Annotated in this window: 8 protein-coding genes and 2 pseudogenes; 1 reads left to right on the top strand and 9 read right to left on the bottom strand. The window is 68.1% G+C overall.

The window, feature by feature from the left end:
• Positions 1-20: 20 nt before the first annotated feature.
• The 3 genes from rpsG to ACY1JF_RS00950 all read right to left on the bottom strand — a co-directional run bounded on the left by rpsG (position 21) and on the right by ACY1JF_RS00950 (position 1,684).
• A complete protein-coding gene (rpsG, locus tag ACY1JF_RS00960) occupies positions 21-491 on the bottom strand; it encodes a 30S ribosomal protein S7 (RefSeq protein ID WP_003992340.1) in 471 nt (156 codons plus the stop codon).
• A gap of 2 nt (positions 492-493) precedes the next feature.
• Positions 494-865 carry a 30S ribosomal protein S12 gene (rpsL, locus tag ACY1JF_RS00955; protein ID WP_003948652.1) on the bottom strand — a complete coding sequence of 124 codons (372 nt, stop codon included), beginning with the start codon at positions 863-865 and terminating at the stop codon, positions 494-496.
• A 309-nt stretch (positions 866-1,174) separates the two neighbouring features.
• Positions 1,175-1,684 carry a DUF1707 and DUF4190 domain-containing protein gene (locus ACY1JF_RS00950; RefSeq protein ID WP_462703181.1) on the bottom strand — a complete coding sequence of 170 codons (510 nt, stop codon included), beginning with the start codon at positions 1,682-1,684 and terminating at the stop codon, positions 1,175-1,177.
• Positions 1,685-1,975: 291 nt separating this feature from the next.
• On the opposite strand from ACY1JF_RS00950, the pseudogene ACY1JF_RS00945 reads away from it, so the two are divergent.
• Positions 1,976-2,195, top strand: a pseudogene (locus tag ACY1JF_RS00945) (hypothetical protein).
• Between the two features lie 68 nt (positions 2,196-2,263).
• Here the strand turns inward: ACY1JF_RS00945 and ACY1JF_RS00940 are convergent.
• From ACY1JF_RS00940 to ACY1JF_RS00915, 6 genes and pseudogenes are all read right to left on the bottom strand, one after another.
• The gene (locus tag ACY1JF_RS00940) at positions 2,264-6,160 is read right to left on the bottom strand and encodes a DNA-directed RNA polymerase subunit beta' (RefSeq protein WP_462703014.1); all 3,897 of its coding nucleotides are present in this window, start codon (positions 6,158-6,160) and stop codon (positions 2,264-2,266) included.
• Positions 6,161-6,254: 94 nt separating this feature from the next.
• Positions 6,255-9,740, bottom strand: coding sequence for a DNA-directed RNA polymerase subunit beta (rpoB, locus tag ACY1JF_RS00935; RefSeq protein ID WP_462703013.1), 3,486 nt, complete (start codon positions 9,738-9,740; stop codon positions 6,255-6,257).
• A 578-nt stretch (positions 9,741-10,318) separates the two neighbouring features.
• Positions 10,319-10,708 (bottom strand): 50S ribosomal protein L7/L12, encoded by a 390-nt coding sequence (gene rplL / locus ACY1JF_RS00930; RefSeq protein ID WP_462703012.1) that lies wholly within the window; start codon positions 10,706-10,708, stop codon positions 10,319-10,321.
• Positions 10,709-10,850: 142 nt separating this feature from the next.
• Positions 10,851-11,381: a 50S ribosomal protein L10 gene (gene rplJ, locus ACY1JF_RS00925; protein ID WP_215164921.1), complete on the bottom strand. Its 531-nt coding sequence runs from the start codon at positions 11,379-11,381 to the stop codon at positions 10,851-10,853.
• 323 nt (positions 11,382-11,704) lie between these two features.
• On the bottom strand, positions 11,705-12,724 hold the full coding sequence (locus tag ACY1JF_RS00920; protein WP_462703011.1) for an SCO4651 family lipoprotein: 1,020 nt from the start codon (positions 12,722-12,724) through the stop codon (positions 11,705-11,707).
• 57 nt (positions 12,725-12,781) lie between these two features.
• Positions 12,782-13,634 (bottom strand): annotated as a pseudogene (locus tag ACY1JF_RS00915) (SCO4651 family lipoprotein).
• Between the last annotated feature and the right edge of the window lie 28 nt (positions 13,635-13,662).

Raw genomic sequence — 13,662 nt, 5'->3', positions numbered from 1 at the left:
GGTCTCGATGTGGGTAGCGACTACCAGCGGTAGTGCGCGAAGGCCTTGTTGGACTCGGCCATCTTGTGCGTGTCCTCGCGCTTCTTGACGGCCGCACCGAGGCCGTTCGAAGCGTCGAGGAGCTCGTTGAGCAGACGCTCGGTCATGGTCTTCTCGCGACGGGCGCGGGAGTAACCGACCAGCCAGCGCAGCGCGAGCGTGTTGGCGCGACCGGGCTTGACCTCGATCGGCACCTGGTACGTGGCGCCACCGACACGGCGGGACTTGACCTCGAGGGTCGGCTTGATGTTCTCCAGCGCGCGCTTCAGCGTGATGATCGGGTCGTTGCCCGTCTTCTCACGCAGACCCTCCATGGCGCCGTAGACGATGCGCTCGGCGGTGGAGCGCTTGCCGTTGAGCAGCACCTTGTTGATCAGGGAGGTCACCAGAGGAGAGCCGTAGACCGGGTCGATGATGACCGGACGCTTCGGGGCGGGGCCCTTACGAGGCATTCTTACTTCTCCTTCTTGGCGCCGTAGCGGCTGCGGGCCTGCTTGCGGTTCTTGACACCCTGGGTGTCGAGGGAGCCGCGGATGATCTTGTAGCGAACACCCGGCAGGTCCTTCACACGGCCGCCGCGCACGAGCACGATGGAGTGCTCCTGCAGGTTGTGCCCCTCACCCGGAATGTAAGCGGTGACCTCGATCCCGCTGGTCAGACGCACACGCGCGACCTTACGCAGGGCCGAGTTCGGCTTCTTCGGGGTGGTCGTGAACACACGCGTGCAGACGCCGCGACGCTGAGGGGAACCCTCGAGTGCGGGCGTCTTGTTCTTCTCGACCTTGTCCTGCCGGCCCTTTCGGACCAGCTGCTGGATCGTAGGCACTACTTCTCCGGTCTCTTGTGCCGATGGGTACAGCTAACCTGGAACGTCACCGACCCACGCGGTCGGGTGTGTCGAATCCGGCGGACTCCCGCCGCGAGGCGAAAAGAGCACAGATTACGGTGGCCGCTCGCGGACCCCCGTACGGTTCACAGGCACGCACAGGAGCCAGGGCACACCCCAGGCACAAGGTCTGAGCGTACCTACCGCATTCGCTGTGGTCAAAACAAATGGAAGCACGCCTGCATCGCCATGCGGTACCTGTCAAGACCCCGCACCGAAGGCGGCCTCCGCGGCCCTCCTGGAACCCGTTCAGCCGGAGGAGGCCAGTCCCGCCGCGATGAGGAGCGTGACGAAGAACGCCCACCCGGCGACCGACAGCCAGCCCAGCACCAGCCCGGTCATGGCGAGCCCCTCGCCGCGCTCCCCGGTGCGCCGCATCTCCCCTCGGGCGGTGTGCCCCAGGATCACCGCGGGGACGCCGGTGAGCCCGCCCGTCGCGAACGTGAGCACCCCGCAGACCAGGGCTCCGACCGCCTTGCCGTTGGTGGCCGGCGGGGGCGGCAGGAAGGCCGCCGGCACCACGGCCCGGCCGACCGGAGCGGGCCCCTGCGGCAGATCGGCGACGAGCAGCGCCAGCTCCCCGACGGTCCGCGCCTCGTAGGCCCGCGCGACCCGCTTCTCGAACTCGGCGTGCTCCAGCCTGCCCTCCCCGTACCCGGCCCTGAGCACGTCCACGGCGCGCTCGCGCTCGGCGTGGGAGGCGAGCATGGCGGGCTGGGCCTGACCGAGCCACGGCTGCGGCGGCACTTGCGGCTGCATCGGCTGCGGCTGCGGCTTCGGCTGCCAGGACGAGTACGGCGACGGCGGCTGCGACACGGAGCACCTCCCGGAGCACGGAGTCACTCCATGATGCGCTGCCGGGAGGCCACAGGGGAGCGGTACGTCCGGGTTGGGCGGAAAAAACCGGGCGGCGGGCGAAAAGCTGGATAAGCGGACGAGAAACCGTGAAGGCGGCCGAAAAGCCGGAGAGGCGGACGTCGGGCGTCCCCACCGCCCCCTGCCGTCCCACCCGACAGCGGTGGCCGACTCCATGAGGCTCCACGGGGCTCCATGGGGCTCCACGGAGCCCACGGGAAGGCGGGCTTCGCCCGGGTCGACGGCTCCCTGGCCCTGCTGGTCCAGCGCAGCGACCAGACCGGCAAGCAGCTCGCCGGCCACGAACAACGGCTGGACGCCCTGGAACGCTCCCACCGGCCCCTGGAGCACCGGCATCGGCGTCCTGGCCGCCCTGGCCGCCCCGGCGACGGCGGTCGTCGCCGCCTGGAGCTGACCGCCCGCTGACGGCGGAACGCCGAAGGGCGGCCACCCACCGGGGTGACCGCCCTTCGACGGGTACGGCTACTGGTTGTACGGCCCGTAGTCGTAGTCCTCCAGCGGCACGGCCTGACCCGACCCCGTCCCGAAGGGCGAGTAGTCGATGTCGTCGTAGCCGACGGCCGAGTACATCGCGGCCTTGGCCTCCTCGGTCGGCTCCACCCGGATGTTGCGGTAGCGGGACAGACCCGTACCGGCCGGGATGAGCTTACCGATGATGACGTTCTCCTTGAGACCGATGAGCGAGTCGGACTTGGCGTTGATCGCCGCGTCCGTCAGCACTCGGGTCGTCTCCTGGAAGGAGGCGGCCGACAGCCAGGACTCCGTCGCCAGCGAGGCCTTGGTGATACCCATCAGCTGCGGACGACCCGAGGCCGGGTGACCGCCCTCCTGCACGACCCGCCGGTTCTCGGTCTCGAACTTCGACCGCTCGACCAGCTCGCCGGGCAGCAGCTCCGCGTCGCCGGACTCGATGATCGTCACGCGGCGCAGCATCTGCCGGATGATGATCTCGATGTGCTTGTCGTGGATCGACACACCCTGCGAGTTGTAGACCTTCTGCACCTCGCCGACCAGGTGGACCTGGACGGCCCGCTGACCGAGGATGCGCAGCACGTCGTGCGGGTTGGTGGCACCCACGGTGAGCTTCTGGCCCACCTCGACGTGTTCGCCCTCGCTCACCAGCAGACGGGCGCGCTTCGAGATCGGGTACGCCGTCTCGTCGCTGCCGTCGTCCGGGGTGACGACGATCTTCTTGGTCTTCTCGGTCTCCTCGATCCGCACCCGGCCGGAGGCCTCGGAGATCGGGGCGACACCCTTCGGGGTACGGGCCTCGAAGAGCTCGACGACACGCGGCAGACCCTGGGTGATGTCGTCACCGGCCACACCACCGGTGTGGAAGGTACGCATCGTCAGCTGGGTGCCGGGCTCACCGATGGACTGGGCGGCGATGATGCCGACCGCCTCACCGATGTCGACCAGCTTGCCGGTGGCCAGCGAGCGGCCGTAGCACATCGCGCAGGTGCCGACGGCGGACTCGCAGGTCAGGACCGAGCGGGTCTTGACCTCCTCGACGCCGTGCTTGACCAGCTCGTCGATGAGCACGTCGCCGAGGTCGGTGCCGGCCGGGGCCAGCACCTTGCCGTCGACCACGATGTCCTCGGCGAGGCAGCGCGCGTACACGGACGTCTCGACGTCCTCCGCCTTGAGCAGCACGCCGTCCTGCCGGTCGGCGATCTTCAGGCGCAGGCCGCGGTCGGTGCCGCAGTCCTCCTCGCGGATGATGACGTCCTGGGAGACGTCGACCAGACGACGGGTGAGGTAACCCGAGTCGGCGGTACGCAGGGCGGTGTCCGCCAGACCCTTACGGGCACCGTGCGTGGAGATGAAGTACTCCAGCACGGACAGGCCCTCACGGAACGACGCCTTGATCGGACGCGGGATCGTCTCGTTCTTCGCGTTCGACACCAGACCACGCATACCGGCGATCTGACGCATCTGCATCATGTTGCCTCGTGCGCCCGAGTTCACCATCATGAAGATCGGGTTGGTCTTCGGGAAGTTGTCGTTCATCGCCTCGGCGACCTCGTTGGTCGCCTTGGTCCAGATCGCGATGAGCTCCTGCGTGCGCTCGTCCTTGGTGATCAGACCGCGCTCGTACTGCTTCTGGACCTTCTCGTCCTGCGCCTCGTAGCCCTTGACGATCTCCTTCTTCGCCTCGGGGACGACGACGTCGGAGATGGCCACGGTGACACCGGAACGGGTCGCCCAGAAGAAGCCGGCCGCCTTCAGGTTGTCGAGCGTCGCCGCCACGATGACCTTCGGGTAGCGCTCGGCGAGGTCGTTGACGATCTCGGAGAGCTGCTTCTTGCCGACCTCGTAGTCGACGAACGGGTAGTCCTCGGGCAGCAGCTCGTTGAAGAGCGCGCGGCCCAGCGTGGTGCGCAGCGTGAAGGTGTCACCCTGCTGCCACTCGGGCTCGCCCTCCTCACGGGCCGGCGGGGTCCAGCCGCGCGGCGGGATGGTGCCCACCGGGAAGCGGATGTCGATCTTCGACTGGAGCGACAGCTCGCCCGCGTCGAAGGCCATGATCGCCTCGGCCGCCGAGCCGAACGCGCGGCCCTCGCCCTTGAGGTCGCGGCCCTCGCCGTCGGTGGTGAGGAAGAACAGACCGAGGACCATGTCCTGGGTCGGCATCGTCACCGGACGGCCGTCGGCGGGCTTGAGGATGTTGTTCGAGGACAGCATCAGGATGCGGGCCTCGGCCTGCGCCTCCGCGGAGAGCGGCAGGTGGACGGCCATCTGGTCACCGTCGAAGTCCGCGTTGAACGCGGTGCACACGAGCGGGTGGATCTGGATGGCCTTGCCCTCGACCAGCTGCGGCTCGAAGGCCTGGATGCCGAGGCGGTGCAGGGTGGGCGCGCGGTTCAGCAGCACCGGGTGCTCGGCGATGACCTCTTCGAGGACGTCGTACACCACGGTCCGGCCACGCTCGACCATCCGCTTGGCGCTCTTGATGTTCTGCGCGTGGTTGAGGTCCACGAGCCGCTTCATCACGAACGGCTTGAACAGCTCCAGCGCCATCGCCTTCGGCAGACCGCACTGGTGCAGCTTCAGCTGCGGACCGACGACGATCACGGAACGCGCGGAGTAGTCCACGCGCTTGCCGAGCAGGTTCTGACGGAAGCGGCCCTGCTTGCCCTTGAGCATGTCGGACAGCGACTTCAGCGGGCGGTTGCCCGGGCCCGTCACCGGCCGGCCACGACGGCCGTTGTCGAAGAGCGCGTCCACGGCCTCCTGGAGCATGCGCTTCTCGTTGTTCACGATGATCTCGGGCGCGCCGAGGTCGAGAAGCCGCTTCAGGCGGTTGTTGCGGTTGATGACACGGCGGTACAGGTCGTTCAGGTCGGAGGTCGCGAAGCGGCCACCGTCCAGCTGCACCATCGGACGCAGGTCCGGCGGGATGACCGGCACGCAGTCCAGCACCATGCCCTTGGGGCTGTTGCTGGTCTGCAGGAACGCGGAGACGACCTTGAGGCGCTTGAGCGCGCGGGTCTTCTTCTGGCCCTTGCCGGTACGGATGATCTCGCGGAGCTTCTCGGCCTCCTCCTCGAGGTCGAAGGACTCCAGGCGCTTCTGCAGCGCGGCGGCGCCCATCGAGCCGTCGAAGTAGGTGCCGAAGCGGTCGCGCAGCTCGCGGTAGAGCAGCTCGTCGCCCTCCAGGTCCTGGACCTTGAGGTTCTTGAACCGGTTCCACACCTCGTCGAGGCGGTCGATCTCGCGCTGCGCGCGGTCGCGCAGCTGCTTCATCTCACGCTCGGCGCCCTCGCGCACCTTGCGGCGCACGTCGGCCTTGGCGCCCTCGGCCTCCAGCTCGGCGAGGTCCGTCTCGAGCTTCTTGGCGCGGGCCTCCAGGTCGGCGTCGCGGCGCTGTTCGATCTGCTGGCGCTCGACGGAGACGTGCGCCTCCAGCGACGGCAGGTCGCGCGTACGGCGCTCCTCGTCCACGTACGTGATCATGTACGCGGCGAAGTAGATGACCTTCTCCAGGTCCTTCGGGGCGAGGTCGAGCAGGTAGCCCAGCCGCGACGGAACGCCCTTGAAGTACCAGATGTGGGTGACGGGAGCGGCCAGCTCGATGTGGCCCATCCGCTCACGGCGCACCTTGGCGCGCGTGACCTCGACGCCACAGCGCTCGCAGATGATGCCCTTGAAGCGGACGCGCTTGTACTTGCCGCAGTAGCACTCCCAGTCCCGGGTCGGACCGAAGATCTTCTCGCAGAAGAGCCCGTCCTTTTCCGGCTTGAGGGTGCGGTAGTTGATGGTCTCGGGCTTCTTGACCTCGCCGTGGCTCCACTGACGGATGTCGTCAGCGGTGGCCAGACCGATCCGGAGCTCGTCGAAGAAGTTGACGTCGAGCACTATGCGTCAATCCCTCTCAGGGTTGTAAGTCATGGGGTCTGATACGGGGGTCCTGGGGCCGGCCGGGCTCAGTCGAGCCCGGCCGGAACTCCCGTCAGACCTCTTCGACGCTGCTCGGCTCCCGCCGGGACAGGTCGATGCCAAGCTCCTCCGCAGCGCGGAAGACGTCCTCGTCGGTGTCGCGCATCTCGATGGACATGCCGTCCGAGGACAGCACCTCCACGTTGAGGCACAGGGACTGCATCTCCTTGATGAGCACCTTGAAGGACTCGGGGATGCCGGGCTCAGGGATGTTCTCGCCCTTGACGATGGCCTCGTAGACCTTCACGCGGCCGGTGACGTCGTCGGACTTGATGGTCAGCAGCTCCTGGAGGGCGTAAGCGGCGCCGTACGCCTCCAGCGCCCACACCTCCATCTCACCGAAGCGCTGGCCACCGAACTGGGCCTTACCACCCAGCGGCTGCTGGGTGATCATGCTGTACGGGCCGGTCGAGCGGGCGTGCAGCTTGTCGTCGACCAGGTGGTGCAGCTTGAGGATGTACATGTAGCCGACCGAGATCGGGTCCGGGAACGGCTCACCGCTGCGGCCGTCGAACAGCCGCGCCTTGCCGGACGGGAGCACCATGCGCTCGCCGTCGCGGTTGGGGATGGTGTGCTGGAGCAGACCCGCCAGCTCGTCCTCGCGCGCGCCGTCGAAGACCGGGGTCGCGACGTTGGTGCCGGGCTCGACCTTGTCGGCGCCGATCGCCTGGAGCCGCTGGGCCCACTCCTCCGCGAGGCCGGAGACGTCCCAGCCGCGGCTGGCGAGCCAGCCGAGGTGGATCTCCAGGACCTGTCCCGGGTTCATCCGGGACGGGACGCCCAGCGGGTTGAGGATGATGTCGACGGGCGTGCCGTCCTCCAGGAACGGCATGTCCTCGATCGGGTTGATCTTGGAGATGACGCCCTTGTTGCCGTGGCGGCCGGCGAGCTTGTCACCGTCGGTGATCTTGCGCTTCTGCGCGACGTAGACGCGCACCAGCTGGTTGACACCGGGGGGAAGCTCGTCGCCCTCCTCGCGGTCGAAGACGCGGACGCCGATGACCTTGCCGGTCTCGCCGTGCGGCACCTTCAGCGAGGTGTCACGGACCTCACGGGCCTTCTCACCGAAGATCGCGCGCAGCAGGCGCTCCTCCGGGGTCAGCTCGGTCTCGCCCTTGGGCGTGACCTTGCCGACCAGGATGTCGCCGGCGATGACCTCGGCGCCGATGCGGATGATGCCGCGCTCGTCGAGGTCGGCGAGGACCTCCTCGGAGACGTTCGGGATGTCCCGGGTGATCTCCTCGGGGCCGAGCTTGGTGTCACGGGCGTCGACCTCGTGCTCCTCGATGTGGATCGAGGAGAGGACGTCGTCCTGCACGAGGCGCTGCGACAGGATGATCGCGTCCTCGTAGTTGTGACCCTCCCACGGCATGAACGCGACCAGCAGGTTCTTGCCGAGCGCCATCTCGCCGTTCTCGGTGGCCGGACCGTCGGCCAGGACCTGGCCGGTGATGATCCGGTCGCCCTCGTTGACGATGACCTTCTGGTTGACCGAGGTGCCCTGGTTGGAGCGGGCGAACTTGGCCAGCCGGTATGTGATGTACGTGCCGTCGTCGTTGGCGGTGGTGATGTAGTCGGCGGAGACCTCCTGGACCACACCCGGCTTCTCGGCCTTGACCACGTCACCGGCGTCGACCGCGGAGCGGTACTCCATGCCGGTGCCGACCAGCGGCGACTCGCTCTTGATGAGCGGCACGGCCTGGCGCATCATGTTCGCGCCCATGAGGGCGCGGTTGGCGTCGTCGTGCTCCAGGAACGGGATCATGGCGGTCGCGACCGACACCATCTGGCGCGGCGAGACGTCCATGTAGTCGACGTCCTCGCCGGTGACGTAGTCGACCTCGCCGCCGCGGCGGCGGACCAGCACGCGGGCCTCGGCGAACCGCATGTCGTCGGTGAGCGTGGCGTTGGCCTGCGCGATGACGAAGCGGTCCTCCTCGTCGGCGGTCAGGTAGTCGACCTCGTCGGTGACCTGGCCGTCGACGACCTTGCGGTACGGGGTCTCGACGAAACCGAACGCGTTGACCCGGCCGTAGGAGGCGAGCGAGCCGATCAGACCGATGTTCGGGCCTTCGGGCGTCTCGATCGGGCACATGCGGCCGTAGTGCGAGGGGTGCACGTCGCGGACCTCGAAGCCGGCCCGCTCACGGGAGAGACCACCCGGGCCGAGCGCCGACAGGCGGCGCTTGTGGGTGAGCCCCGACAGCGGGTTGTTCTGGTCCATGAACTGCGACAGCTGGCTGGTGCCGAAGAACTCCTTGATGGAGGCGACGACCGGCCGGATGTTGATCAGGGTCTGCGGCGTGATCGCCTCGACGTCCTGCGTGGTCATCCGCTCGCGGACGACGCGCTCCATACGGGCCAGACCCGTACGGACCTGGTTCTGGATCAGCTCGCCGACGCTGCGCAGACGGCGGTTGCCGAAGTGGTCGATGTCGTCGGTCTCGACGACGACCGGCTGGCCGTTGTCACCGACCGTCTCGGTCTCGCCGGCGTGCAGCTTGACCAGGTACTTGATCGTCGCGATGACGTCCTCGACGGTCAGGATGCCCGCGTCGAGCGGGGCGTCCGCGCCGAGCTTCTTGTTGACCTTGTAGCGGCCGACCTTGGCGAGGTCGTAGCGCTTCGGGTTGAAGTACAGGTTCTCCAGCAGCGTCTGCGCGGCCTCGCGGGTCGGGGGCTCGCCCGGACGCAGCTTGCGGTAGATGTCGAGCAGCGCGTCGTCCTGGCCCTGGGTGTGGTCCTTCTCCAGGGTGGCGCGCATGGACTCGTACTCGCCGAACTCCTCCAGGATCTGCTCGGTGGTCCAGCCGAGCGCCTTGAGGAGGACGGTCACGGACTGCTTGCGCTTGCGGTCGATGCGCACACCGACCATGTCGCGCTTGTCGATCTCCATCTCCAGCCAGGCACCCCGGGACGGGATGATCTTGGCGGAGAAGATGTCCTTGTCGGACGTCTTGTCGATGGAGGAGTCGAAGTAGACGCCCGGGGACCGGACGAGCTGCGACACCACGACACGCTCGGTGCCGTTGATGACGAAGGTGCCCTTGTTCGTCATGAGCGGGAAGTCGCCCATGAAGACGGTCTGGGACTTGATCTCGCCGGTCTCGTTGTTGGTGAACTCGGCGGTGACGAAGAGCGGGGCGGCGTACGTGAAGTCGCGCTCCTTGCACTCGTCGATGGAGTTCTTCGGCGGCTCGAAGCGGTGGTCGCGGAAGGTCAGCGACATCGACCCGGAGAAGTCCTCGATCGGGGAGATCTCCTCGAAGATCTCCTCCAGGCCGGACTTGGTGGGGACGTCGTGACCCGACTCGAGAGCCTCCTCGACGCGAGCCTTCCACGCGTCGTTGCCGAGCAGCCAGTCGAAGCTCTCGGTTTGCAGCGCGAGAAGGTTCGGAACCTCGAGGGGCTCCTTGATCTTTGCAAAGGAGATGCGCAGCGGGGCGGTGCTGGCAGCGTTGTTCGTATTCGCGGTCGAGGCATTGCGCGAGGCGGCCAAGAGGGGGTCCTTCCGAGGGCTCGGACTCACTACGCGCGTACCGGTCCCTCACGGCACACGGGGACAGGATTCCCGTTCTGACTGTTCGGCCAGGTCAGGAGTGGTCCGGTTTCCGTGCTCTAGCGAGGGCAGCCCCTGGTGACGGGCAGGGAGCAGCTAACAGGCAGCGCAAAGGGACAGTGTAGCCACTTGGCACACTGATGTCCAGTCCCGCTCTACGGAGCGCCTCACTACCCTCATTTCAACGCCTGCGGCAAGCCTGCCCTCAACGCACGGTGATACTTCCCTGCGCCTCGTCGATCCATGCCTCGGAACCCGGATCGTTTGTGACGACGCGTCCTGAGAATTGCGCGCTGCGTGCGGTTCGTCAAGGCCCCCCTTGCCCGAACCGGGGCGCTCGAAGACACAACGAAGATCACCATACCTCGCACACACACCGTCGCAAGGCGACCACGGCGAGGGTCCGGGAACGACGAGGAGCGACCACCCGGATGGATGATCGCTCCTCGGTGCGTACGCGTTACAGCCCTGGCGGAATGTTTACCGCGCTACGGGCCGCCGACGCGGTCGCGGAGGTCTTACTTGACCTCGACGGAAGCGCCGGCGCCCTTGAGGGACTCGGCGGCCTTCTCCGCGGCCTCCTTGGCGACCTTCTCCAGGACGGGCTTCGGGGCGCCGTCCACCAGGTCCTTGGCCTCCTTCAGGCCGAGGGAGGTCAGCTCGCGCACGACCTTGATGACCTGGATCTTCTTGTCGCCGGCACCGGTGAGGATGACGTCGAACTCGTCCTTCTCCTCCTCGGCGGGGGCGGCGGCGCCACCAGCGGCACCACCGGCGACGACGACCGGCGCGGCAGCGGCGGCGGTGACGTCGAACTTCTCCTCGAAGGCCTTCACGAACTCGGAGAGCTCGATGAGGGTCATCTCCTCGAACTGCGCGAGCAGGTCTTCCTGGCTGAGCTTCGCCATGATGGCGGTCCTTCCACTATTCGGCAGGGGGTGCCGGATGTACTGGGTGACGCGGGCGTGTGCCTTACGGCATTACTGCGTAGACGTCGGGCCCGCTGCGACCGTTGCCGCTCAGGCGGCGCGGGTCAGAAAGCGAGCCGAATTACTCGGCACCGCCCTGCTCGTCCTGCTTGGCACGGAGCGCGTCCACGGTGCGGACGAGCTTCGAGGGCAGCGCCTGGAAGACGGAGGCAGCCTGGGACTGCTTCGCCTTGAAGGCACCGGCCAGCTTGGAGAGCAGAACCTCGCGGGACTCGAGGTCCGCAAGCTTCTTGATCTCGTCGGCGGACAGCGCCTTGCCGTCAAGGACACCGCCCTTGATGACGAGATTCGGGTTGTCCTTGGCGAAGTCGCGCAGACCCTTCGCCGACTCCACCGGGTCACCGGTGATGAAGGCGACAGCCGTCGGACCACTGAAGTAGTCGTCCAGCGTCGTGATCCCGGCCTCGTTGGCCGCAATCTTGGTCAGCGTGTTCTTCACCACGGCGTACTGGGCGTTCTCACCGAGCGACCGGCGCAGCGTCTTGAGCTGCGCCACGGTGAGACCGCGGTACTCGGTCAGCACGGCGGCGTTCGAGTTGCGGAACTGGTCCGTCAGCTCGGCAACCGCGGCAGCCTTGTCGGGCCTCGCCATAGAGCCTCGGCCTCCTTCCGGGTGATTCGGACCGCGCGGACCCGAAGGAGGACTGGGGAAAACGAAACGCCCCGGCGCAGGCGCACGGGGCGTAGCTCGACCGATTTTTCCTCCGCACGCGCACGGTACGGATTCCGTCGGGAGCTTCTCCACTGACACCTGCGCGGGTCGTCCGCTGTTCAGCGGATCCTTCGGCCACCGCACCTTCTTGCGAACGTGCGGCAACGACCAGCGGTCTTTGGCTTCTCGAGGAGAGTACGCGACCGGATCGCCGGCAGGCAAATCCGGTCGGTGGCCGTCGTCGCGACCGGGGCGGGAGCGGCTCAGGCGCCGGAGGAGGTCAGATCCTCCAGCTCGGCCAGCTCCTTCTCGAGGTCGGCCAGCTCCTCGTCGAGGTCCTCGGTGGAGCCGGCGGCGTCGGCCGTCGCGTCGTCCAGCCCCTCCAGCGACCCCAGGGACTCGCCCAGCTCCTTGAACATCTCGAACAGGTCGGCGGTCTCACTGGCCGGCGGCACCTCGACCTGGGCCTTGGCCCCGTAGTCCGAGAACTTCATGCTCATGTCCACGTCGCCCTGGGCGGACTTCATGGTCACGTCCATACGGACCGGCAGGTCGTCCTCGTTGACCCACACCTCGGTGTCGTACCCCTCGATGCCGGCCTTCTCGATGTTCTCCAGGAGCTGCTTGCGCTCCGCGGTCTCCAGCACGTCCAGGCTCTTGTTGCTCGCCATCATCTCCTTGACGGTGAGCGTGCCCTTGTAGTGGTCGGCCTCGGCTCCGGCGACCTTCTCGGTGCCGACGTGCTTGAGGTTGGGCGACTCCAGCAGCAGGGCGAGCTGCTCGGCCGGGTTCTGGTCCAGGTTCTCCAGGCCGGACGTCATCTCCTCGGTCAGCGCCTCGTCCCCGGTCAGCTCCGCCGCGGCGGCCAGGTCGAACTTCATCCAGCGCTTGCCGTCCATGTCCTTGGCGGCCTCGGCCCCCATGTCCATGTACATGACGTTGTCCTGCCAGATCATGCGCATCTGCTCGGGGGCGTCCGCCCCGGCGGCCGCGAACGCGGACCCCTTCATCGTCAGGTCCATGACGGTCGGGTCCCAGCCCATCACGCCGCTCATGGTCATGTCGCCGCCGCCGCCCATCGAGGCCGGCATCGACATGGTCCACTCGACCTGGGCGGACTTGGCCTCGGCGGTCTTCTCGTACGCCGCCGTGATCACCTGGTGGACCGTGCGCGCCGCGGCCCCGTCCTTCTCCGCGCCGCAGCCGACGGCACCGCCGGCCAGCACCAGCGCCGCGACCCCGGCGAGGGTGGCCCCGCTCCGCTTGCGTATACCGAGCTCCATCGATTCCCCCGTGAGACACTAGGAAGATTTTGTTGATCGTTTGAAAACCCTGTGAGCTTATCCCAGCGGACGCTCCGCCTCCCCCTCCGGGACCGCCCCGCCCAGCAGCTCCGCCACCTCCCGGGTGTCGTCCGCCGGGGGTCTCTCGGCGCGGACCCGTACGCCGTAGTCGCGGTAGTGGGCCGTCTGCGTCAGCTCGCCGTCCGCCGTGGTCGCCCTCTCCACCTTCTTGACCAGCAGGTCCCGGTCGTCGATCCAGACCTCGACGGTCTGGCCGGTGACACCGGCGTCCGTGTCGCGGACCGTGCCCGCGTAGTGCGTGGTGAGCCGGCCGCGCACCCGCTCCGCGCCGACCTCCCGCACGTCCTGCGAGGCCAGCAGCAGCTCCAGGGAGCGGTCGGGGGTCGCGGCCCGTATCCGGGTCCCCCAGCTCCGCTCCGGAGCCGCCCGCCAGGTCGTCCAGGTCGTCGTAGGCGTACCTCACCCAGTGCCGGCCGCCCGTCCGCGCGGCGAAGGCGTCGCCCATGCGCGCGTAGTACGCGTCGGGCAGATAGCGGGCCTCCATCGAGGCGCCGCCCAGCTGCCGCATGCTGTCGGCCAGTGCGCCGCCGGTGCAGGTGAGGGTCAGGGTGCCGGTGACCCCCTCGGTCCAGCCGAGGACGCCGTCCGCCGTCAGGGAGACCGCGGAGCCGATCCGCGTCGTGGACCCCACCCGGGCCGAGCGGGCCGCCGCCGTGGCCCGCTCGGCCGCGCGCAGCCCGGCGGTCACGGCGGCCGGCACGGAGGCGGCCGGCCGGCCGCCGTCGGCCGGCGGGCCGCAGGCGGTCACGCCCGCCACCAGCACCGCGATCACCGCGGCCACCGTGAGCACGGTCCGCCCCGCCGGCCACCGCGCGTCCGTCCCCGCCACCGCCGTCACCCGCCCCCAGCCGTCGCCC

The sequence above is a fragment of the Streptomyces sp. SYSU D01066-1 genome (assembly GCF_054956795.1).
Note: the sequence above shows the minus strand (reverse complement) of the source record. Positions and strands in the feature narration are given on the sequence as shown.

Coding starts and splice junctions, on each gene's coding strand:
- rplL (WP_462703012.1), bottom strand. CDS start 10,708: ATGGCGAAGCTCAGCCAGGAAGACCTGCTCGCGCAGTTCGAGGAGATG.
- rplJ (WP_215164921.1), bottom strand. CDS start 11,381: ATGGCGAGGCCCGACAAGGCTGCCGCGGTTGCCGAGCTGACGGACCAG.
- ACY1JF_RS00950 (WP_462703181.1), bottom strand. CDS start 1,684: ATGCAGCCGCAAGTGCCGCCGCAGCCGTGGCTCGGTCAGGCCCAGCCC.
- ACY1JF_RS00920 (WP_462703011.1), bottom strand. CDS start 12,724: ATGGAGCTCGGTATACGCAAGCGGAGCGGGGCCACCCTCGCCGGGGTC.
- rpsG (WP_003992340.1), bottom strand. CDS start 491: ATGCCTCGTAAGGGCCCCGCCCCGAAGCGTCCGGTCATCATCGACCCG.